Source organism: Cryobacterium sp. TS_SC_7, from assembly GCF_056156285.1.
Map to the genome: position 1 here is coordinate 1,182,511 of NZ_CM149589.1, position 20,171 is coordinate 1,202,681.

The following is a 20,171-nucleotide window of genomic DNA, read 5'->3' on the forward strand; positions in this document are numbered from 1 at the left end:
GATGCCGACCAGCCCATCAGTCTAGCGCGCACTGGGGGCGAGGCGAGCGGGCTGGGTCAGACCTTCAGATAGCGCGTGATGGCGAATTGCGCGGAGAACGCGGCCAGGACCGCGCCGACAACCAGCAGGATGGGTACAACCACCAGGGCGTCCTGCATGCCGACGAGCGAGAAGTTGGTCAGACGATCACCCAGATAGCCCTGCACGAACCAGTACACGCCGCCGAGAACCGCGCCCCCCGCCAGCAGTGATCCGAGCAGGGCCGCGAAGACTCCCTCCAGGATGAAGGGCGTTTGAATGAACCGGTTCGATGCGCCGACAAGCCGCATGATGCCCAGCTCACGCCGCCTGGAGAACGCGGAGAGACGGATGGTGGTGGCGATCAGCAGGGCGGCCGCCACGAGCATCAGCGCGGCGATGCCGATCGCGGTGTAACTGGCCACGTTGAGCACCGAGAAGATCTGGTCCAGGTATTTGCGCTGGTCAGCCACATTCTCCACGCCGGCAATTCCGGACAGACCTTCCACAAGCACATCCGATTGGGACGGGTCGTCGAGGTTGACCCAGAACGTCTCGTTCAGCTGGTCCGCTGTGACGTAGTCGACGACGGGGTTGTCGGCGAACTGCTTCTTGAAGTTCTCGAAAGCCTGGTCATGGGTCTCGAAGTAGTACTTGTCGATGAACGGCGACAGGGTGGGCGATTCGAGTTGCGCCTTGACCGTGTCGATCTGCTCGGGAGTGGCCTCGCCCGCCGTGCACGTTTCGCCGGAGGAGATGGTGGTGCACATGTAGATGCCCACCTGAGCGCGGTCGTACCAGAAATTCTTCATCTGGCCGATCTGCATCTGCATCAGGATCGCGGCGCCGACGAAGGTCAACGAGATGAAGGTCACGAGCACCACGGAGACGACCATGGAGGCGTTGCGGCGCAGGCCGTTGGCGGCTTCGGAGAGCACGAGTCCGAGTCTCATCGGGTAGGTCCTACATTCTGTTCGCCGGTCTGGTCCGGTTTCTCGCCCGGCGCACGCAGCCCGAGCTTCTCGGCCAGGGTCAGCTGCTCCGGCACGTCGTGCTGGGTGATCGGAACGACGGGGCGGGTCATGGCGCGGCTGAGGTCGCTCACCGGGGCGTCGTCGGCGACATCCGTCTTTGCGTCCTGGGTGTCGTCAGCGTCGACGGGTGCCGGTTCGACCGTGGTGTCCAGGGCCGGGAGCGGGGCAGGCGCAGGCGCAGGTGCGAGCTCCGGGGCACGTACGGGCACCGCGGGGAAGGTGAGCGGCGGATGGTCGGCCGGGAGAACCTCGGCGGCGGCGGTCGCGTTCACGGAAGCGGGAGCAGGAGCCGGAGCAGGAGGCGGTGCAGGAGTCGTAGCCGGAGCAGGAGCCGGGGCGAACACGGATGCCGGGGCCGGAGCCGCGGGCGCGACGCTGGACGTGCCGCTGGGCGCCGACCGGGCCGAGCGTCGGCCGGTGCCGGCCGCCACGGTCGGGATGGCCGCGGTGGCGTAGCCGCCCTGGCGTTCGTCGCGCACGATGCGTCCGCCGACGAGTTCGATCACGCGGCGCTGCATCTGGTCGACGATGCCGGCCTCGTGGGTGGCCATGATCACGGTCGTGCCGCCGGCGTTGATGCGCTCGAGCAGGGCCATGATGCCGGCGCTGGTGGTGGGGTCGAGGTTTCCGGTGGGCTCGTCGGCCAGCAGGATCTGCGGCTTGTTGACGATGGCGCGGGCGATCGCCACGCGCTGCTGCTCACCGCCGGAGAGTTCGTGCGGCAGGCGCAGGGCCTTCTCGGCCAGGCCGACCATCTCCAGGGTGTCGGGCACGGCTTCCTGGATGAAACCGCGCGACTTGCCGATGACCTGCAGGCTGAACGCGACATTGTCGAAGACGCTCTTGTTCGGCAGCAGCCGGAAGTCCTGGAAGACCACGCCCATGTTGCGCCGGAAGTACGGCACCTTGCGGTTGGAGATCGACTTGAGGTCCTGGCCGAGCACGTGAATGCTGCCGCTGGTGGGCCGGTCCTCCTTCAGCACCAGGCGCAGGCAGGTGGACTTCCCCGAGCCGGAAGCACCGACGAGAAAGACGAACTCTCCGCGCAGCACCTCGACGCTGATCGCGTCCAGTGCCGGTCGGTTCGTTCCCGGATACTTCTTGGTGATGGTGTCAAAACGAATCATGGCCCCTTGAGCCTAAGCAGGCATCCTGATAATTCCTACTCCGACATACCGAACCGGAAACAGGAGACACAGATCGAGCGCCTAATCCTGCGGGGCCTGCTTGCGCCAACGGATGCCGGCCGCGATGAAACCGTCGAGGTCACCGTCGAAAACCTGGCTGGGGTTGTTGACCTCGTAGTTGGTGCGCAGGTCCTTGACCATTTGGTACGGAGCGAGCACGTAGCTGCGCATCTGGTCGCCCCAGCTGGCCGTGATGACCCCGGCGAGTTCCTTCTTGGTGGCGGCCTCCTGCTCGCGCTGCAGCAGCAGCAGACGGGACTGCAGCACGCGCATGGCGGCGGCCCGGTTCTGGATCTGGCTCTTCTCGTTCTGGCAGCTCACCACCGTGCCCGTGGGGAGGTGGGTGATGCGCACGGCGGAGTCGGTGGTGTTCACGGACTGGCCACCGGGGCCGCTGGAGCGGAAGACGTCGACGCGGATGTCGTTCTCGGGCACCTCGATCGATTCGGTCTGCTCGATCAACGGCACCACCTCGACGGCGGCGAACGAGGTCTGGCGTTTGCCGGCGGAGTTGAATGGGCTCATCCGCACGAGGCGGTGGGTGCCGGCCTCGACGCTGAGCGTGCCGAAAGCGTACGGCGCATCCACCTGGATGGTCGCGCTCTTGATGCCGGCCTCTTCGGCGTAGCCCACGTCGAGCACCTGCACCGGGTAGTTGTGCTGCTCGGCCCAGCGCAGGTACATGCGCAGCAGCATCTCGGCGAAGTCGGCCGCGTCCACGCCGCCGGCGCCGGAACGAATGGTGATGACCGCCGGGCGCACGTCGAATTCGCCGTTGAGCAGCGTGTGCACCTCGAGGTCGCCGAGCACCTTCGTGATGCTCGCGAGTTCCGCGGTGGCCTCGTCGGCCGATTCCTGATCTCCCTCGGCGTTGGCGAGCTCGACCAGCACCTCGAGGTCGTCGAGGCGGGATTCGATGCTGACGATGCGGGCCAGTTCCGACTGGCGGTGGCTCAGTTCGCTGGTCACCTTCTGCGCATGGTCCGAGTCGTCCCACAGGTCGGGCGCACCGGCCTGTTCATTCAGGTCGGCGATATCGGTGCGGAGTCGATCGATATCGATCACCGACCGGATGTCGTCAAACGTGGCCCGCAGTGCGGCGATCTGCTCCGAGAATTCCAGCTCAATCATGTCGGACCCCAGCCTACCGGGCCGGAACGCGCCGGGCCCGGCGCGAGATAGCATCGAGACGCCATGAGTAACGCCGAGCGCCCCTTCCAGATGCGCTCCGTCGCACTCGCCGCGTTTCTCCCGACGCTGCTGTTCTCGATCGGCGAGGGCGCCATCATCCCGCTGATCCCGATCGTGGCCGACGATCTCGGGGCCACGCTCGCGATCGCCGGGTTCATCGCCGCCATGATCATGGTGGGCGAACTGGCCGGGGATATCCCGAGCGGCTGGGTGGTCGCCCACATCGGCGAGCGCAACGCGATGCTCTGGGCATCCCTGCTCGCGATCATCGCCGTGCTGATCTGCATCGTCGCTCCCAACCCCCTCGTGCTGGGCGTCGGCGTCTTCCTGATCGGCCTGGCCACCGCCGTCTTCGCCCTCGCCCGGCACGCGTTCATGACCAGCTACGTGCCGCTGGCCTACCGGGCCCGGGCACTCTCCACCCTCGGCGGCATCTTCCGCGCCGGCTGGTTCATCGGCCCGTTCATCGCCGCCGCCCTGCTCAGCCTCACCGGAAGCACCGAGTCGGTGTTCTGGGTATTCGTGGTCTGCTGCCTCGGCGCGGCGGCGATGCTCCTCCTGCTGCCCGACCCCGAGAGCACCTTCGGCAGCCCAGAGCTGGTGACGGCGCCCGACGGCGCCGTCATGCCGGCCGGGCAGGAGCTCGCGGCCGAGGAGTCCCAGGGGCTGTTCCGCACCCTCTGGGGCTACCGCGCAGTGCTGCTCCGCCTCGGCACCGGCGCCGGCCTGGTCGGGGCGATGCGCGCCTCCCGCACGGTGCTGCTCCCGCTCTGGGCGGTCAGCATCGGCATCAGCGTGCCCGACATCGCGTTGATCATCGGCATCGCCGGCGCGGTCGACTTCGCCCTCTTCTATGCCAGCGGCCAGATCATGGACCGCTTCGGCCGCATGTGGACCGCCATCCCGTCGATGATCGGCCTGGGCACCGGGCACCTCATCCTCGCGTTCACGCACGACCTGCCCGGCAACGTGGAGTGGTTCATCGCCGTGGCCATGCTCCTGTCGCTCGCCAACGGCATCGGCAGCGGCCTGCTGATGACCCTCGGCGCCGACCTGGCGCCGAAGAACACCAGCCCGGCGCCGTTCCTGGGCGCGTGGCGCTTCACCGCGGACCTGGGCGGCGCGGTCGCCCCCCTGGCCGTGGCCGGCCTGACCGCGGTCGCCACCATCTCGATCGCCAGCGGCGTGGTGGGCGTGTTCGGGCTGCTCGGCGCCGTGATCCTCGGCCGCTATATCCCCCGCTACGCACCCCGCCGTCCGCGCCTTCGCCCCTGAGCCTCCGCAGACCTGCCCGCTGACTAAGAACAGATGTCCACCCGAGGGCGTTTAATGGTCACATGCCCCTCATCGGAGAATACGAGCCCGGCACCCAGCAGTGGGTGCGCGACCAGGTCGACCTGTACGAAAGCTCCGGCGGCACTCAGGGCACCACCCTCCGCGGCATGCCCGTCATCGTGCTGACCACCCTCGGGGCCAAGTCGGGCAAGCTGCGCAAGACCCCGCTCATGCGCGTGGAGCACGAGGGGGCCTACGCCGCGATCGCCTCCCTCGGCGGCAGCCCGAAGAACCCGGTCTGGTACGGCAATGTGGTGGCCCACCCGCTCGTGGAGCTGCAGGATGGCCCGATCCTGCAGGACATGCTGGCCCGCGAGGTCACCGGCACCGAACGCGCCGCGTGGTGGCAGCGGGCCGTGGCCGCGTACCCCGACTACGCCGACTACGAGAAGAAGACGGACCGGGTCATCCCGGTGTTCGTGCTCGAGCCTGTTCCTCCCGCCGACGCCGCCTCTGCTTCCTAGAGGTGGCGCGCGCGAAGACCCGCGGCCCGCAGCTCGACCCCATCGTGCTGGCCGGCCTGACGGATGCCGACGGCAGCGACCTCCGCGCCGGTGACAGCCGGGAAGCCGAGCGTTTCACCGGCTGCGACCTGTCCGGCCGGGACCTGACCGGCATCGGCTTTCAGGAGTGCGAGCTGCGCGGAGTGTCGCTGAGCGATACCCAGCTGCGCGGGGCATCCGTCGCCGACTGCGTGGCCGGCGAGCTGCACGCGTCTGTCTTGTCCGCGCCGCGCTCGAGCTGGCGGGACGTTTCGATCGAGCACTCCCGGCTCGGGTCGGTCGAGCTCTACGAGGCCACCCTGCGCTCGGTGCACATCGACGGGTCCAAGCTCGACTTCGTGAACCTGCGCGGGGCCACTCTCACCGACGTGCTCCTCTCCGACTGCATCATCGAGGAGCTCGACCTGGGCGGCGCCACCGTGCAACGCCTGGAACTGCGCGACTGCCGCATCGGTACCCTCGACGTCACCCGCGCCACCCTCAAGGACGCCGACCTGCGCTCGAGCGATTTCAGCGCCATCCACGGACTCGAGGGTCTGCGCGGCGCCACCATCGACGACGCCCAGCTCAGCCTGCTCGCGCCCGTTCTCGCGGCGCACCTGGGCATCATCGTCACGTAAAGGCTCGTCGGCTCACCGGCCTGAACGCCGGGCAGGGCGCTCCGGGGCGGCCTGTGACGGATACCCGCACGCCCGGTCAGGGAGTCGCGCCCGCGATGATCTCCAGTTCGGATTTCGGGGTGTCGCGCTGACTGGCGATGGCCGCGCCGGCCGCCACGCACACCACCAGAATGGCGATCTGCTGTTGCAGCAGGAAGGTCTCCCCCAGCACCAGCGCGCCGAACAGGGCCGCGATCACCGGGCCGAAGCTGGTGATGATCGCGTAGAGGCGCGGGGTGATGCGGCGCAAAATGTAGGTGTCCAGCGTGTACGGGAACGCCGACGAGAGCACGCCGATGGCCAGCAGCAGCCCGATCACACCCCAGTTGAGGGTGGTCCAATCGACCGTGAGCAGCGCGAACGGCACCAGAAGCGTCAGGCTCACGACGCTGGCCACGGAGATGCCCTCGAGCCCCGGGAAGGTCACGGCCACCTTGCGGGTGAGCAGAATATAGGCAGCCCACGATGCCGCCGCGGTCAGGGCGAAGAGGATGCCGAGCACGTTCAACGCCCCGTCCGACCAGGTCAGCATGAACACCCCGCCCGCCGCCGCCGCGGCATAGACGAAGTCGAGCAGGCGACGCGACGAGGCCAGAGCGAGTGCAAACGGGCCCAGGAACTCGATCGTGGCGGCGATGCCGAGTCCGAGCAGGTCGACGGCCTCGTAGAAGGTCAGGTTCATCACGGCGAGCACGACGCCGAGCGCCAACGCGGGCCACAGCCGCCGCCAGGTCAGGCCGGCGAGCTTGGGCCGGTAGAACGGCAGCACCGTGGCCGCCATCACCAGTTGCCGCACGGCGACCACGACGGGAGAGCCCACGAGCGGGATGGCGAGGCCCGCCAGCGACGACCCGAAGTTGATGCTCACCTCGGTCACGAGCTGGGCGCCGGCACCGGTCAGGCGGTCGCGTTCAGCCGTCACGATGCTCCTCCCCCGGCGCCGGGGCAGGCGCGTCACGCTAACGCTAGCGGAACACCGACCGCGCCACCGCCGTGACCTCGAGCGGCACCCCCTCCGGCAGCAGGATGCTCAGCACCGGCGGGCGCCAGTAGGCGGTCAGCGAGACCGAGGCGCTCCGCCCGTCCACGGATGCCGCATCGCTCACCCTCAACTCCTCCATCCGGCCGTGCGGGGCGGCGGCGAGATACTCCGTGGCGGCGGCCCACACCTCGGCCGACGACAGGGCCGGCCGCAGCGCCGCACCCGAACCGTCGCCGGCGACGGTCACCGCGCCCAGGTCGAATGCTTCGGCCCCGGCGAGCGCCGCGCCGTCCGCGAGGGTCAGCAGGCGTTTGCGCTCCAGATAGAGCGACGTCGCCGCCACGACGATGAGGATCAGCACCATCGCCAGGAACCCGTAGAAAATGGTCAGGATGAGCGTCGAACCGTCGTCGCCTCCGGCCCGGATCGGCAGCCGGCCCGGCATACGCGCGGCCCGTGCTCCGGTGGGCGCAACCGGAGAGCCCACGCCGGCGCCGCTCATCCGGCCCGCCAGAACCGGGACACCGTCTGTGTGGCCTGGGCCTCCAGGGGCACGCTGGCCGAGTCGCGGAGCGAGAGCAGGTCGGGCAGCAGCGGCAGGGCCACCCGGATGCGCACCGTCACCGTGACCGAGTTCTGCCGTGTCAGGCATCCGTTCACACCGCCCGTGCAGGCCACGTTCACCTCGGCGCCGACCGGGTCGATGTCGTAGTCCAGGAGCCCGAACTGCACGGCCCGTTCGGCCCTCGCCGCGGCCGTGGCCTCGTCGGGCGCCTGCACGTAGACGCGGGCGGCCTGGCGAGCGGCTCCCTCCACGGCGAGGGCGCCGCCCTGCAGCGCCGCCATCGCCAGCACCAGGTAGACGAGCGGCACCAGCAGGATCAGCCCGGCCGTGATGAACTCCAGCGACGCCGACCCGCGCTCGGTGTCGGCCACGGCCGACGGTCGCCACCAGCCGGCGCCGCTGCGAAGAACGGTGCGATCGCCCGGAGCGCACCGACGAGCCGCGCTCCCGCTAATCCAGGGTCTCGACCGCCGCATGCCCCACCACCTCGAGCCCGCGATCCACGCCGAACAGTGCGAGCAGCGGCAGGGGCGCCACGACGCGCACCTGCACGCTCGGGAACCCGCCGTAGTCCCCGAATGTCGCCTCCACATCGGTCGCATAGGCCGGGCCGATCGTCGCCGTAATCAGCTCGCGGGTTCGGGCCGCTCCCTCGCCCAGCCCGCTGTCGGCGAGCGCGGCATGCCGCGCGCCCTCCGCGGCGGCGTCGAGCACGGTGTTGCGCACGAGCAGGGCGATCCCGAGCTGCAGGACGGCAAGCGTCAGCACGGTCAGCAGCGCCCCGACCATCACGAACTCGGCCGCCGCCGAGCCCTCGTCACCACCGGGCGATCGTGCCCGGTGCCCCCGTGTGCCGACCATGCCCGGTCAGATCCCGCTGACCCGGTCGATCGCCTGTTGGAACACACCGCTCAGGGCGGGTCCGGCGAGCCCCCAGATGATGATGACCAGGCCGGCGGTCATCAGGGTGATCAGCACCCAACCCGGCACGTCACCGCGCTCGTCGCCCGACCAGTCCGGGAATCGCCGTCTCAATGTCGTCATGATTGCTCCTCATTCTTTTCGTGGGTTCGGGGCGGGTTCGACTTTCATGGGGTTCTCGTCGGCAATCGGGTCAGAAACCGCTCTGCAGGATGAACAGGCCGGGGAAGATCGCGAACAGAATCGTCATCGGCAGTATCAGGAACACCAGCGGCACGAGCATGGCCACCTCCTTCTTGCCGGCCACCTCGATCAACCCCCTCCTGGCCTCGTCCCGGGCGTCCTGCGCCTGGGCGCGCAGCACCTCAGCGAGCGGGGTTCCGCGGTCGAGGGCACCGGTGACCTGGTCGACCAGCCGCGTCACCGAGGGCAATGCGATCTGCCGCGACAGTTCATGCAGGGCGACCGCGAGCGGCACTCCGGTGCGCACATCCGCCACCACGCCCGCCAACTCCTTCGCCAACTCGCCCATGCTCGTGCGAGAGACGCGGCCGAGGGCGTCCAGAATGCCCTCCCCCGCCGACAACGACAGCGTCATGAACTCGAGCACGGTCGGAAACTCGCTCTGCATGCGGGCCAGTCGCGCGGTGGCAGCGCGGCTGAGCATCCAGTCGCGGGTCAGTGCGCCGCCCGCCCCGGCGACCACGGGCAGGAAGACCTGCACGGGCAGCGGCAGCGACCGGAACGTCGGCAGAGCCACGATCGCCCCGGCACCGGCGGCAAGACCCACGAGAGCCCAGACCACCTGCTCCGACCGGAATTCATCGGTGCTGCGGTCCGACCCCGACTGCCGCAGTCTCCGCTCGATCGACTCCGACCCGCCGAGAACCGCGCCGAACGCGCGTTTCAGGGCACCGAACACGGGGGCGAACAGGGTGCCGAGCACCGGCAACGGATGCACCGTCGTGCGCCCCACGAACAGCCGCGCCTCCGCCGACACGTCCTGGATGTACGGCGCGAGCCTTTGCGCGAGGCGGGGGCGGCTCAGCCGAGGCACGAGGCTGGCGAGCGACCAGAGACCGACGCCGAGTGCCGTGCCCAAGAACAGCGCCCAGGCCTGCGCGGCACTCACCGGAACCACCGGCGTTCCTCGGGCAGCCGCCCCAGAGCCACCATCACCCGGTAGGCGACCACGGAGACCCCCAGGCCGCCGACGATCACGACCACCCCGGCGGAGGTGTTGTATGCCACGGCTGCCTCCGGCCGGGAGGCCAGGAGCAACAGCACGATCCAGGGCGCGGCCACGCCCAGCCGGGCCGCGTTGACGATCCAGGATTGCCGGGCTTCCACCTCCGACCGGATCGCGGCATCCTGACGGATCCAGGCCGCCAGGCTGCGCAGCACGGCGGTGAGATCGCTGCCGCCCACCTCCCTCGCCATGCGCAGCGTTTCGAGGATGCGGTCGGCGACGGGATCGGCCAGCGACGCCTTGAGCCCGTCGACAGCGGAGCTGAAGTTGCCGGTGGCCTGATAATCCCGGGCGAACTCGGCGAACGCGGGCCGCGTCGACAGCGGACCGGCCCCGGCCAGGCTGCCCACGCTGTCGGGCAGCGCCAGTCCCGACCGCACCGCCGAGACCAGGTGGTCGACGACGTCGGGCCAGACGGCGCGGTTCGCCCGCCGCCTGGCGCGCGCCCGCCAGACCACCATCAGTGCGGGCAGCGCCAGGCCGGCCAGCGCCGCGACCAGCGACAGCGCCGCGATACCGAGAAGGGCGTGGCTGAGCGCCGACGCGGCGAGCGCCAGAACCAGGGACAGGGCGACGAAGGCCGGCAGCGGCAGGTTTCCGAGCCCGGCCTGGGCCAGGACCGTGCGCCACCGCCCCGGGGTACGCATGCGGGCGGGCCCGGTCTGGCGCGGCCACAGGAACGGTGCGGCGAGCAGCAACAGGCCAGCGCCGAGCAGTCCCCCCAGGGCGAGCGTCATGCGGCCCCCGCCCGCAGCACGATGGCCGGGTCGAGTCCGGCGGCGTGGAATTTGGCCAGCTTCGTCGGGTAGCCCCCGGTGGGCTCGAGCACGCCGTTCCGCGCCAGGAAGATCGGGCTGGCCTCGATCAACGCGCCCGACAGCTGACCGCTCGGTGCGAGGATCTCCGTCACCCGGCGCCGCCCGTGCCGGTCGATCTCGCAGTGCACGACGATGTCGATACAGCCGGCCACGGTCGGCAGAACGAAAGACGAGTCGATGTTGCGGCCGGCGAGCAGGGGCAGCGTGGACAGTTTGCCGAGCGCATCACGCGCACTGTTCGCATGGATCGAGCACATGCCCGGCAGCCCGCTGTTCAGGGCGATGAGCAGGTCGAGACTCTCGGCCTCGCGCACCTCGCCGACGATCAGCCGGTCGGGGCGCATCCGCAGCGACTCCTTGATCAGGCGGCGCAGGGTGATCTCCCCGGTGCCCTCGAGGCTGGGCTGACGGCACTGCATCGCCACGACATCGCGCGCGGCGAGGTCGAGCTCGAAGGTCTCCTCCACCGTCACGATGCGCTCAGTCGTGCGCGTGGCCGAGAGCAGGGCGTTGAGCATGGTGGTCTTGCCGGTCTGCGTGGCCCCCGAGACCAGGATGTTCTGCCCGGCCAGCACACACATCCGCAGAAACTCGGACGACTGCTGCGTGAGCGATCCGAGCCCGACCAGCTGGTTCAGGTCACGGATGCGCCGGGTGAACTTGCGGATGTTCACCGCCCAGTGCCGGCGGGTGATGTCGGGAATGACCACGTGCAGCCTCGACCCGTCGGGCAGAGAGGCGTCGACGAACGGGGACGAGAGGTCGACGCGGCGGCCGGATGCCTGCAGCATCCGTTCGACCAGGTCGCGCACCTCCCGCTCGGTGAGCACCATCGTGGTCAGCTCGGGCACTCCGTCGCGGGCGATGAATACGCGGGTAGGGGCGTTGATCCAGATCTCCTCGATGCCGGGATCGTCGAGGAACGGTTGCAGCGCCCCGAACCCCGTCAGCGAGGCCACGACCTCGCGGGCCGCCTGGCGCTCGTCGGCGATCAGCGGCAAGGAGTTGCCGAGCGCCCGCTCGGCGTAGCGCTGCACCTCGTCGCGCACGTACTGCTCGGTGAGCCCGTTGTTCGAGGAGAGGTCGACGCCGTCACGGCGCACCCGGGTGCGAACCTGCTCGGTGATGATGCGTACGGCTTCGCTCATTCCTGCATACTCGCCCATGCCCCGCCGGCCACGCCCGACTTATCCACAGCCTGCCGACGTTTCCCGCCCGACGCCGTTCCCACCCGCCGCGACGCCCGAGCCTCTCCTCGCGCCAACACCGTGGGCATAACTCCTGCAAAATCTTCAGGGCCGGCCGGATGCACCCGGAATTCCGGGCCGCGGCAGCGCCGCCGCACAGGATTTGCAGGAGTTATGCACGGAGGCACGTCCTGAGGGCAGGCAGCGCAGGCAGGGCAGGCAGGCAGCGCAGGCAGCGCAGCAGCGCCCGGCTCAGCGGGCCGACCAGCCGCCGTCCATCGTGTAGCTGGCGCCGGTGACCATGGCAGCCTCGGTCCCGGCCAGCCAGGCGACGAGCGACCCGACCTCATCCGGTTCGACCAGGCGTTTGATGGCGCTCTCGGTCAGCATGATCTTGCTGAGCACCTCCGATTCGGGGATGCCGTGCACCAGCGCCTGGTCGGCGATCTGCTTCTCCACCAGGGGCGTTCGAACATACCCGGGGCTGACACAGTTACTGGTCACCCCGTGCTCCCCGCCCTCCAGTGCGGTGACCTTCGACAGCCCCTCGAGGCCGTGCTTGGCGGCGACATAGGCGCTCTTGAACGGCGATGCCCGGATACCGTGCACCGAGGTGACGTTGATCACGCGCCCGAAGCCGGAGGCGTACATGTGCGGCAGCACCGCCCGGGTCAACAGGAACGGTGCCTCCAGCATCAGGGCGAGGATGAGCCGGAAGTCGGCCGGGGCGAAGTCCTGGATCGGGTTGATCCGTTGGATGCCCGCGTTGTTGACGAGGATGTCCACCCCCGCACAGGCCTTCTGCAGCACCTCGTCGGTCAGCGCGAGCGGGTTCGCCAGGTCGACGATCCAGCTGGAGCCGCCGACCTCATCGGCGAGTTCGTCCGCTGACGAGCGGTGGATGTCCGCGACGATGACGTGGGCGCCACGGGCCGCGAGCGAACGCACGACGGCGGCCCCGATGCCGCTCCCACCCCCGGTGACCAGGGCGGTTCGGCCGGAGAGCGGCCGGGGCCGCTCCCATCCTGCGATGGAAGCGGCCACGGATGCATCAGTCATTACGGTTTCCTTTGTGTGTCATGCCCGAGGGAGTGAAGCCGGCGCGCGGCACTCAGCGAACGGGCGTGGCCGGCGCCAGGCCGTGCTTGCGCGCATCGACGGCGTCGACCTCACGCAGCGAGATCCCCCTGGTTTCCTTGAGCGTGAGCACAGCCACGACGGTGATCGCACAGGCGCCTGCGAGGTACAGCGCGACCGGCACCCAGGAGTTGTATTCCTTGAGCAGGGCGACGGCGATGATGGGCGCCATCGAGCCGGCCAGGATCGACGTCACCTGGTAGCCCAGGGAGACGCCGGAGTAGCGCATCCGGGTGGGGAACAGCTCGGCCATGATCGCCGGCTGACCCGCATACATCAGCGCGTGGAAGCACAGGCCGAGGGTGATGGCCAGGATGATCAGCACGGGGTTCTGCGTGTCGAACAGCGGGAAGGCGAACAGCGCCCAGGTCGCGCCGAGGATCGCTCCGGCCAGGTACACGGGCCTGCGTCCGAAACGGTCGGAGAGCCGGCCGACCTGCGGGATCACGAGGAAGTGCACGACGTGGGCCAGCAGCAGTGCGAACAGGAGCTGGCTGGTGTCATACGCGTGCACCGTGACCAGATAGACGATCGAGAAGCTCACGATGATGTAGTACAGGATATTCTCGGCGAACCGCAGGCCCATGGCGCTGAGGATCCCGCGCGGGTACTTGCGGATGACTTCCGTGACCCCGTAGCTGATGGCCTGTTCGGCCTCGACCTGGGCGCGAGCCTCAAGGAAGATCGGTGCTTCGTTGACGTGCGTGCGGATGTAGTAGCCGATGACCACGATCACGGCGGACAGCCAGAACGCGACGCGCCAGCCCCAACTCATGAACTGCTCGGCCGGCAGGATCCAGGACATGGTCAGCAGAACGAGGGTGGCGAGCAGGTTGCCGACCGGAACGGCGGCCTGGGGCCAGCTCGACCAGAACCCACGGGACTTGTCGGGGCTGTGCTCGGCGACGAGCAGCACGGCGCCGCCCCACTCACCGCCCACGGCGAAGCCCTGGATGAAACGAAGCCCGATCAGCAGCGCCGGCGCCCAGTAGCCGATGGTGTCGAAGCCGGGCAGGCACCCCATCAGGAAGGTGGCCACGCCGACGAGAATGATTGTGACCTGGAGGGTGTGCTTGCGGCCCAGGCGGTCGCCGATCTGGCCGAACACGATGCCGCCCAGCGGTCGGGCGAGGAAACCGACCGCGTAGGTCAGGAAGGCGGCGAGGATGCCGTCCAGCTCGCTGCCGGCGTTGGGGAAGAACACCGTCCCGAACACCAGGCTCGCGGCCGTGGCGTAGAGGAAGAATTCGTACCACTCGACGACCGTTCCCACCATGGAGGCGGCAACAATCTTCTTCAGGCCGGACTTCTCGTTACCGCTGTTCGAGGTGGTTCCTCCGGAACCGGCCTCGACGCGCGAATTGACGCTCATGTCTGTCTCCTTCGGTGTCGTCTCTGACACGTCGTGGTGGATGGCGGATGGACCTTGACGGCCCAGCACGGCTCCCCCGAGTATTCCCGCCAGTCAGTTCTGCATCAATAACCACTTTGACACATGCAGTGTGCATACTTGCAGATATGAGCTTCGAGTCTGCCTCCGCGTCCCTGCCCAACCCGGACGACCTGCTCATCCTCCTCGCCGTCGCCCGCACCGGCCGGTTCACCACGGCCGCCGACAGCCTGGGCGTGAATCACACCACCGTGTCCCGCCGCATCACCGCCCTGGAGAAGGCGCTCGACGGGCGTGTGCTCTCCCGCACGGTCGGCGGCTGGGAGCTGACCGAGCTGGGCAAACGTGCCTTCAACGCCGCCGAGAACGTCGAATCCGCGATCGCCATTCTGAACGGACCGACGGGCGAGCCGCATCAGCTGTCCGGCGTCGTTCGCATGTCAGCGACGGATGGCTTCAGCGCCTACATCGCCGCCCCCGCCATCGCGGGCCTGCAGCGCACGCATCCGTCCCTCCGCGTCGAGATCGTGACGGTGACCCGCCGGGCCCTGCAGCACCGCTCGGGTCTGGATATCGAGGTGGTGGTGGGCGAGCCTCAGACTCACCGGGCCGAATCGTTCCGGCTGGGCTACTACCTGCTGGGCATGTACGCCTCGCGCGACTACCTCGCCGAGCACGGCACACCAACGACCGTGGCCGAGCTGACGCAGCATCCGCTGGTCTATTTCGTCGACGCGATGCTGCTGGTCGATGATCTGGATGCGCCCAGGCGCCTCGTTCCGTCGATGCAGGCCTCGATCAGCTCGACCAACGTGTTCGTGCACGTCGAAGCCACCCGGGCCGGAGCGGGAATCGGATTCCTGCCCTGCTTCATGGGCGATCAGCATCCGGACCTGGTGCGTCTGTTGCCGGAGCAGTTCCAGGAACGTTTGCAGTACTGGATGGTTCTCCGGCAGGAGTCCCTGCACCAACCTGCCGTCGCGGCCGTCGTCACGGCCCTCCGGGCGCAGACGTCCGCGTTCACGGCGGCGCTGCTCGGGGCCGCGTCCTCCGACTGACCTGCGTCCTCCCGAGCAGGGCAGGCTCACGAAGTAGACTGGGGGCGCACTTCGCGGGAGTGGTGAAATTGGCAGACACGCAGGATTTAGGTTCCTGTGCTTTCGAGCGTGGGGGTTCAAGTCCCCTCTCCCGCACATGAGAAATATGTCGGCCCTGGACGGCCAACTGAGCGACCTGCTGGCCAACACCGGCGTCGTGGTCTTCTACCTGCTTGTCTGGGCGCTGGTCTTCGCCGGAACGGCGGTGTTCCTCGGGGTGTTCATTCCGTTCATCACGGGCGATTCGCTGCTCTTCGGCTCCGGTCTGGTGGCCGCGTCGACCCCGAATCTGAGTATCGCCGTTTTGGCCGTCGGCACCGGTATCGCCGCATTCCTGGGCGACCAGGTCGGATTCCTGCTCGGCCGCCACTACGGTCGCTCCTACCTGGACCGCCATGGCGGGCGCCGCACACGGGCGGCCATCGCCAAGACTGAGACTTTTTATCACAAGTACGGCTGGTGGTCGGTGGTCGTGGCCCGGTTCATGCCCTGGGGCCGGGTGTTCGTGCCGGTCATCGCGGGCGTCGGCCGCATGAACTACTACAAGTTCCTGACCAGCAATCTGGTCGGAGCCCTGGCCTGGGGTGTGGGCCTCACCCTGACCGGGTACTACGCGGCCGCCATCCCGGGAGTCAAGAGCGCCGCCTATGTGATCGCCGGTGTCTTCATCACCGCCTCGATCGTGTTCGGCGTGCGCACCTGGATCGCCGACCGTGCTCAGAACCGCCGGGATGCCCGGGGCGCCGTCCTCGACGACCCCGCGGCCTGATCGCGCACGGCTTCCTGACGGCAAAGCGGGCTAGCCTGTACCTGAGCACACAGTGATCCCGCCGCCCGGCCGATCTGACCGTCGCCCACAGGAGTTTCTTCGTGATCCACACCAGCCTGGTTCCTACTGCCGTCATCCCCTGGCTCGACCCGGAAGTCCTGATCAACGGCTTCGGACCCTGGGCCCTCCTGGGTGTGTGCGCCATCGTTTTCGCCGAGACCGGCCTGCTGGTCGGCTTCCTGCTCCCCGGCGACACGCTGCTGGTGATCACCGGCCTGCTCACCTTCGCGGGAGTGATCCAGATCGACATCTGGTGGGTGGCCCTGGCCATCGGCTTCGCGGCGTTCCTCGGCGGTGAAGTCGGCTACCTGATCGGGCACAGGTTCGGGCCCAAGGTGTTCGAACGCAAGGAATCGGGGCTCTTCAGCATCAAGAACGTGGAACGCACGAACGCGTTCTTCGTGCGGTTCGGCGGCGTCGCCGTGATCGTGGCGCGCTTCGTGCCGATCGTGCGCACCTTCGCCCCGGTCGCCGCGGGAGTCGGTCACATGGACTACCGCAAGTACTCGCTGTACAACCTGATCGGGGCACTGCTCTGGGGTGCCGGACTCACCTATTTCGGATTCTTCCTCGGCTATATCCCGCCCGTCGCGGACTTCGTGCAGAACTACATCGACATCATCCTGATCGGTGCGGTCGTCATCACCCTCATCCCCACCGTCATCCACTATCTGCAGGCCGCGTCCAAGGCCCGTCGGGATGCGACCACCGCATCCTCCGCGACGCCGGCCACCGCCACGGGTAGCCTCGTGCTCGATTCCGACGCCTTCGAGCAGACCCACGACCACAAACACGACGAGCACAAGCACGACTAACGGTGCGGGTTCTCCTCGTGCTCGGCGTGTTCGGCCGGTTCGAGCTGAAACGTGGAGTGGTCCACGTCGAAGTGCTCGGCCAGGCAGCCGGACAGGGCGTCGAGCAGCGCACCGGATCCTCCTGAACTGAGCACGGCCGGCTCGACCACGATGTGGGCGCTGAAGACGTGGGCGCCGGAGGTGATCATCCAGACGTGCACATCGTGCACCGCCACCACACCCGGAGTGTCCAGCAGGTGCCGCCGGATCTCAGCGACATCCGTGTCGGCGGGCACCGATTCGCTCAGCACGCGCAGCACATCCCGCAGCAGCACGAAGGCGCGCGGCGCGATCATGCCGGCGATGACCAGCGACGCGATCGCATCCGCCTGCATGAAACCGGTGAGCAGGATGACCCCGGCCGCCACGATGACTGCCACCGATCCCAGGGTGTCCCCCAGCACCTCGAGGTAGGCACCGCGCATGTTGATCGACGACCCTGCCGCGGGCCGCAGCAGGAGCAGCGCCGCCACGTTGGCCAGAAGGCCGACCACGGCGACGACCAGCATGGGCGTCGCCCGCACCTCGGTGCCGCCGGCGTCGACCAGGCGCCCGACGGCGCCGATCACGACGGCCACGGCCACCGCCAGCAGGATGAGGCCGTTCAGCAGTGCGCCGAACACCTCGGCCCTCTGGTAGCCGAAGGTCTGTCGGTCTGTGGCGGGCCGGGCGGCGACGACGGTGGCCGTGAGTGCGATGACCAGGCCCGCGAGGTCGGAGAACATGTGCCCGGCGTCCGCCAGCAGGGCCAGCGATCCGGTGAGCCAGGCCCCGACGATCTGCACCACGAGCACCACGGCGACGATGGCGATCGCCGCCGACAGGCGCGCGCGGTTCGTCTCTGAGGTGTGCGCGTGGTCGTGGCCCATGCCTCCACGGTATGGCCGTGGGCACCCGACCGCCAGTTCAGCCGCCAGTTGGGAATGAATGCCGTTCTCACCAAGCCGGGCGGATGCGCCGGTCAGGCGTCCAGCAGCGTCTCCAGCACCGGAATCAGCTTGCCGAAGGCCCTCGCCCGGTGGCTGTGCTCATTCTTCACGTTCGGGGTCAGCTCGGCCGCCGAGATCGCGTAGCCGTCGGGCAGGAAGATCGGGTCATAGCCGAAGCCTCCGTCGCCGCTGGGCTCGGCCAGGATTTGGCCTGGCCATTCCCCGGTGACGTGCCATTCGGTGCCGTCGGGCATGGCGAGGGCGGCAACGCAGGTGAAGTGCCCGCCGCGGTGCTCCGCGGACACGTCCCCCAGCTGCCAGAGCAGCAGCTGCAGGTTCTGGTCGGAGTCCCGGGCGGGCCCGGCCCAGCGGGCGGAAAAGATTCCGGGTGAACCGCCGAGCACGTCCACGCAGATGCCGGAGTCATCGGCGATGGCCGGCAGGCCGGTGTGCGCCGCAGCGGCCCGGGCCTTGATCAGCGCGTTCTCAGCGAACGTGACGCCGTCCTCGACCGGCTCCGGGCCGTCGTACGCCAGCACCTCGAGATCGGGCAACCGCGGCGCGAGAATGCGGCGCAGCTCCTGCACCTTGTGCTGATTGTGGGTGGCGAGAACGACCTGCATGGCTCTAGCGCCCCAGCGACGTGTTCTGGAACTCGGTCAGGGAAATCGTCCCGGCCAGGGCCAGGTCGAGCAGCGAGTTGAGTTCCGTGCGGTCGAACGGCGCGGCCTCGGCCGTGCCCTGCACCTCCACGAAGAGTCCGCGGCCGGTGACGACCACGTTCATGTCGGTTTCGGCGCGTGAGTCCTCCGTGTAAGCCAGGTCGAGCATGGGCTTGCCGCCTACGATGCCCACGGAGATGGCCGCGACGCTGTCGGTCAGCGGCTGGGCCTTCTGGCTGAGGAACTTCTTCTCCCGGCCCCACTCCAGGGCGTCGGCGAGGGCGACGTAGGCGCCCGTGATCGCCGCGGTGCGGGTTCCGCCATCGGCCTGCAGCACGTCGCAGTCGATCACGATGGTGTTCTCGCCGAGGGCCTTCATGTCGACCACGGCGCGCAGGCTGCGACCGACCAGCCGGCTGATCTCGTGGGTGCGTCCGCCGATGCGGCCCTTGACCGATTCGCGGTCCATCCGGGAGTTGGTCGAGCGCGGCAGCATGGAGTACTCGGCCGTGACCCAGCCCTTGCCCTTGCCGGCCATCCAGCGCGGCACACCGTTGGTGAACGAGGCCGTGCAGAGTACCTTGGTGCGTCCGAACGAGATCAGGGCCGACCCCTCGGCCTGGTCACTCCACCCGCGCTCGATCGTGACGGGGCGCAGCTGGTCGTTCGTTCGTCCGTCTACGCGCACGGTGTCGGTCACGGGGTCTCCTTGAGGTTGGGATGCGATGCGGCGAACTCGGCAAGCTCGCTCAAGTTGTAGGACCCGGTCTCTACCAGGTCGACGCGGCCGATTTCCGGACCGATCAGTCGGTGGGCCAGGTGCAGAAAATCGTCGGCGCTGTCGCCGGTCGCCTCGTAGCGGTAGCTGGGCGGCGCCTTCTCAGTGCGTTCCAGACCCTGGCTGACCAGCAGCCGGTACACGTCGTTGGCCGTCTCGGTATCGCTGGAGACGAGAGTCACGGTATCCCCCATCACATAGGAGATGGCACCGCGCAGGAACGGATAGTGCGTGCAGCCGAGCACGAGCGTGTCGACCTCCGCAGCGCGCAGCGGGGCGAGGTAGCCCTCGGCGACCGAGAGTAGTTCGTCGCCCGTGGTGATTCCCGCTTCGACGAACTCGACGAACCGCGGGCAGGCCTGGGTCAGCAGCGTGATGTCGGTGGCCGCGGCGAATGCGTCCTCATAGGCGCGCGACTTGACGGTACCGAGGGTCCCGATCACGCCGACGCGCTTGTTGCGGGTGGTGCGCACGGCGCTCCGCACGGCGGGCTGGATGACCTCGATCACAGGAACGCTGTAGCGTTCACGGGCATCGCGGAGCATCGCGGCCGACGCGGTGTTACACGCGATGACCAGCATTTTCACGTCCTGGGCGACCAGGTCGTCGAGCACGTCAAGGGCGAAGCCACGCACATCCGCGATCTTCTTCGGGCCATACGGAGAATGCGCGGTATCTCCGATATAGAGGATCGATTCGTTGGGCAGCTGATCCTTGATCGCCCGGGCGACAGTCAGGCCGCCCACTCCGGAATCGAAGATTCCAATCGGTGCATCCGTCACGACGTTCGAGCTTAGTCGGAATCCCTGACCCCCACCCGTGTACGTCGGAGGTGGCAACGGCACA

At 68.5% G+C, this 20,171-nt stretch carries 23 protein-coding genes and 1 tRNA gene; 7 read left to right on the plus strand and 17 right to left on the minus strand.

What is annotated here, in order from left to right; genetic code table 11:
• Positions 1 to 56: 56 nt before the first annotated feature.
• From ftsX to prfB, 3 genes are all read right to left on the minus strand, one after another.
• Entirely contained in the window at positions 57 to 971 is a 915-nt protein-coding gene (gene ftsX / locus AC0J5J_RS05520) for a permease-like cell division protein FtsX (RefSeq protein ID WP_134424966.1), read from the minus strand.
• Positions 968 to 2,179: a cell division ATP-binding protein FtsE gene (ftsE, locus tag AC0J5J_RS05525; protein WP_474899910.1), complete on the minus strand. Its 1,212-nt coding sequence runs from the start codon at positions 2,177 to 2,179 to the stop codon at positions 968 to 970. Before ftsE ends, ftsX begins: the two co-directional genes overlap by 4 nt.
• Positions 2,180 to 2,260: 81 nt before the next feature.
• Positions 2,261 to 3,370, minus strand: a complete 1,110-nt coding sequence (prfB, locus tag AC0J5J_RS05530; protein ID WP_134424968.1) for a peptide chain release factor 2 — start codon at positions 3,368 to 3,370, stop codon at positions 2,261 to 2,263.
• Positions 3,371 to 3,433: 63 nt separating this feature from the next.
• Between prfB and AC0J5J_RS05535 the strand changes: the two genes are divergently transcribed.
• The 3 genes from AC0J5J_RS05535 to AC0J5J_RS05545 all read left to right on the plus strand — a co-directional run bounded on the left by AC0J5J_RS05535 (position 3,434) and on the right by AC0J5J_RS05545 (position 5,888).
• Positions 3,434 to 4,705, plus strand: coding sequence for an MFS transporter (locus AC0J5J_RS05535; RefSeq protein ID WP_474899911.1), 1,272 nt, complete (start codon positions 3,434 to 3,436; stop codon positions 4,703 to 4,705).
• 62 nt (positions 4,706 to 4,767) lie between these two features.
• On the plus strand, positions 4,768 to 5,229 hold the full coding sequence (locus AC0J5J_RS05540) for a nitroreductase family deazaflavin-dependent oxidoreductase (protein ID WP_474899912.1): 462 nt from the start codon (positions 4,768 to 4,770) through the stop codon (positions 5,227 to 5,229).
• Between the two features lie 2 nt (positions 5,230 to 5,231).
• Positions 5,232 to 5,888 carry a pentapeptide repeat-containing protein gene (locus tag AC0J5J_RS05545; protein WP_474899913.1) on the plus strand — a complete coding sequence of 219 codons (657 nt, stop codon included), beginning with the start codon at positions 5,232 to 5,234 and terminating at the stop codon, positions 5,886 to 5,888.
• Positions 5,889 to 5,964: 76 nt separating this feature from the next.
• Here AC0J5J_RS05545 and AC0J5J_RS05550 read toward each other — a convergent pair whose 3' ends face one another.
• The 10 genes from AC0J5J_RS05550 to AC0J5J_RS05595 all read right to left on the minus strand — a co-directional run bounded on the left by AC0J5J_RS05550 (position 5,965) and on the right by AC0J5J_RS05595 (position 14,158).
• Complete coding sequence (locus tag AC0J5J_RS05550; RefSeq protein ID WP_241972772.1) at positions 5,965 to 6,849, minus strand: EamA family transporter; 885 nt, start codon at positions 6,847 to 6,849, stop codon at positions 5,965 to 5,967.
• A 43-nt stretch (positions 6,850 to 6,892) separates the two neighbouring features.
• Complete coding sequence (locus AC0J5J_RS05555; RefSeq protein WP_474899914.1) at positions 6,893 to 7,411, minus strand: pilus assembly protein TadG-related protein; 519 nt, start codon at positions 7,409 to 7,411, stop codon at positions 6,893 to 6,895.
• On the minus strand, positions 7,408 to 7,845 hold the full coding sequence (locus tag AC0J5J_RS05560; RefSeq protein ID WP_474899915.1) for a hypothetical protein: 438 nt from the start codon (positions 7,843 to 7,845) through the stop codon (positions 7,408 to 7,410). Before AC0J5J_RS05560 ends, AC0J5J_RS05555 begins: the two co-directional genes overlap by 4 nt.
• A gap of 79 nt (positions 7,846 to 7,924) precedes the next feature.
• Positions 7,925 to 8,335, minus strand: coding sequence for a TadE/TadG family type IV pilus assembly protein (locus AC0J5J_RS05565; protein ID WP_474899916.1), 411 nt, complete (start codon positions 8,333 to 8,335; stop codon positions 7,925 to 7,927).
• Positions 8,336 to 8,341: 6 nt separating this feature from the next.
• On the minus strand, positions 8,342 to 8,518 hold the full coding sequence (locus AC0J5J_RS05570; protein WP_474899917.1) for a hypothetical protein: 177 nt from the start codon (positions 8,516 to 8,518) through the stop codon (positions 8,342 to 8,344).
• A gap of 70 nt (positions 8,519 to 8,588) precedes the next feature.
• On the minus strand, positions 8,589 to 9,536 hold the full coding sequence (locus AC0J5J_RS05575; RefSeq protein ID WP_241972775.1) for a type II secretion system F family protein: 948 nt from the start codon (positions 9,534 to 9,536) through the stop codon (positions 8,589 to 8,591).
• A complete protein-coding gene (locus AC0J5J_RS05580; RefSeq protein WP_134424973.1) occupies positions 9,524 to 10,381 on the minus strand; it encodes a type II secretion system F family protein in 858 nt (285 codons plus the stop codon). The genes AC0J5J_RS05575 and AC0J5J_RS05580 overlap by 13 nt, the downstream gene beginning before the upstream one ends.
• Entirely contained in the window at positions 10,378 to 11,610 is a 1,233-nt protein-coding gene (locus tag AC0J5J_RS05585; RefSeq protein WP_474899918.1) for a CpaF family protein, read from the minus strand. Before AC0J5J_RS05585 ends, AC0J5J_RS05580 begins: the two co-directional genes overlap by 4 nt.
• Positions 11,611 to 11,901: 291 nt before the next feature.
• On the minus strand, positions 11,902 to 12,708 hold the full coding sequence (locus AC0J5J_RS05590; RefSeq protein ID WP_134424975.1) for a 3-hydroxybutyrate dehydrogenase: 807 nt from the start codon (positions 12,706 to 12,708) through the stop codon (positions 11,902 to 11,904).
• Between the two features lie 52 nt (positions 12,709 to 12,760).
• Complete coding sequence (locus AC0J5J_RS05595) at positions 12,761 to 14,158, minus strand: MFS transporter (protein WP_134424976.1); 1,398 nt, start codon at positions 14,156 to 14,158, stop codon at positions 12,761 to 12,763.
• A gap of 146 nt (positions 14,159 to 14,304) precedes the next feature.
• Here AC0J5J_RS05595 and AC0J5J_RS05600 point away from each other — a divergent pair, with 146 nt between their 5' ends.
• From AC0J5J_RS05600 to AC0J5J_RS05615, 4 genes are all read left to right on the plus strand, one after another.
• A complete protein-coding gene (locus AC0J5J_RS05600; RefSeq protein ID WP_474899919.1) occupies positions 14,305 to 15,234 on the plus strand; it encodes a LysR family transcriptional regulator in 930 nt (309 codons plus the stop codon).
• Positions 15,235 to 15,287: 53 nt separating this feature from the next.
• Positions 15,288 to 15,369: transfer RNA gene (locus AC0J5J_RS05605), tRNA-Leu, on the plus strand.
• Position 15,370: 1 nt separating this feature from the next.
• A complete protein-coding gene (locus AC0J5J_RS05610) occupies positions 15,371 to 16,042 on the plus strand; it encodes a DedA family protein (RefSeq protein ID WP_241972776.1) in 672 nt (223 codons plus the stop codon).
• Between the two features lie 101 nt (positions 16,043 to 16,143).
• Positions 16,144 to 16,917, plus strand: a complete 774-nt coding sequence (locus tag AC0J5J_RS05615; protein ID WP_420898544.1) for a DedA family protein — start codon at positions 16,144 to 16,146, stop codon at positions 16,915 to 16,917.
• Here AC0J5J_RS05615 and AC0J5J_RS05620 read toward each other — a convergent pair.
• The 4 genes from AC0J5J_RS05620 to murI all read right to left on the minus strand — a co-directional run bounded on the left by AC0J5J_RS05620 (position 16,914) and on the right by murI (position 20,107).
• Complete coding sequence (locus tag AC0J5J_RS05620; protein ID WP_474899920.1) at positions 16,914 to 17,825, minus strand: cation diffusion facilitator family transporter; 912 nt, start codon at positions 17,823 to 17,825, stop codon at positions 16,914 to 16,916. The genes AC0J5J_RS05615 and AC0J5J_RS05620 overlap by 4 nt on opposite strands.
• A gap of 92 nt (positions 17,826 to 17,917) precedes the next feature.
• Positions 17,918 to 18,508: an RdgB/HAM1 family non-canonical purine NTP pyrophosphatase gene (rdgB, locus tag AC0J5J_RS05625; RefSeq protein ID WP_474899921.1), complete on the minus strand. Its 591-nt coding sequence runs from the start codon at positions 18,506 to 18,508 to the stop codon at positions 17,918 to 17,920.
• A 4-nt stretch (positions 18,509 to 18,512) separates the two neighbouring features.
• Positions 18,513 to 19,247, minus strand: coding sequence for a ribonuclease PH (gene rph / locus AC0J5J_RS05630; protein ID WP_134424980.1), 735 nt, complete (start codon positions 19,245 to 19,247; stop codon positions 18,513 to 18,515).
• The gene (gene murI / locus AC0J5J_RS05635; protein WP_474899922.1) at positions 19,244 to 20,107 is read right to left on the minus strand and encodes a glutamate racemase; all 864 of its coding nucleotides are present in this window, start codon (positions 20,105 to 20,107) and stop codon (positions 19,244 to 19,246) included. The genes rph and murI overlap by 4 nt, the downstream gene beginning before the upstream one ends.
• Between the last annotated feature and the right edge of the window lie 64 nt (positions 20,108 to 20,171).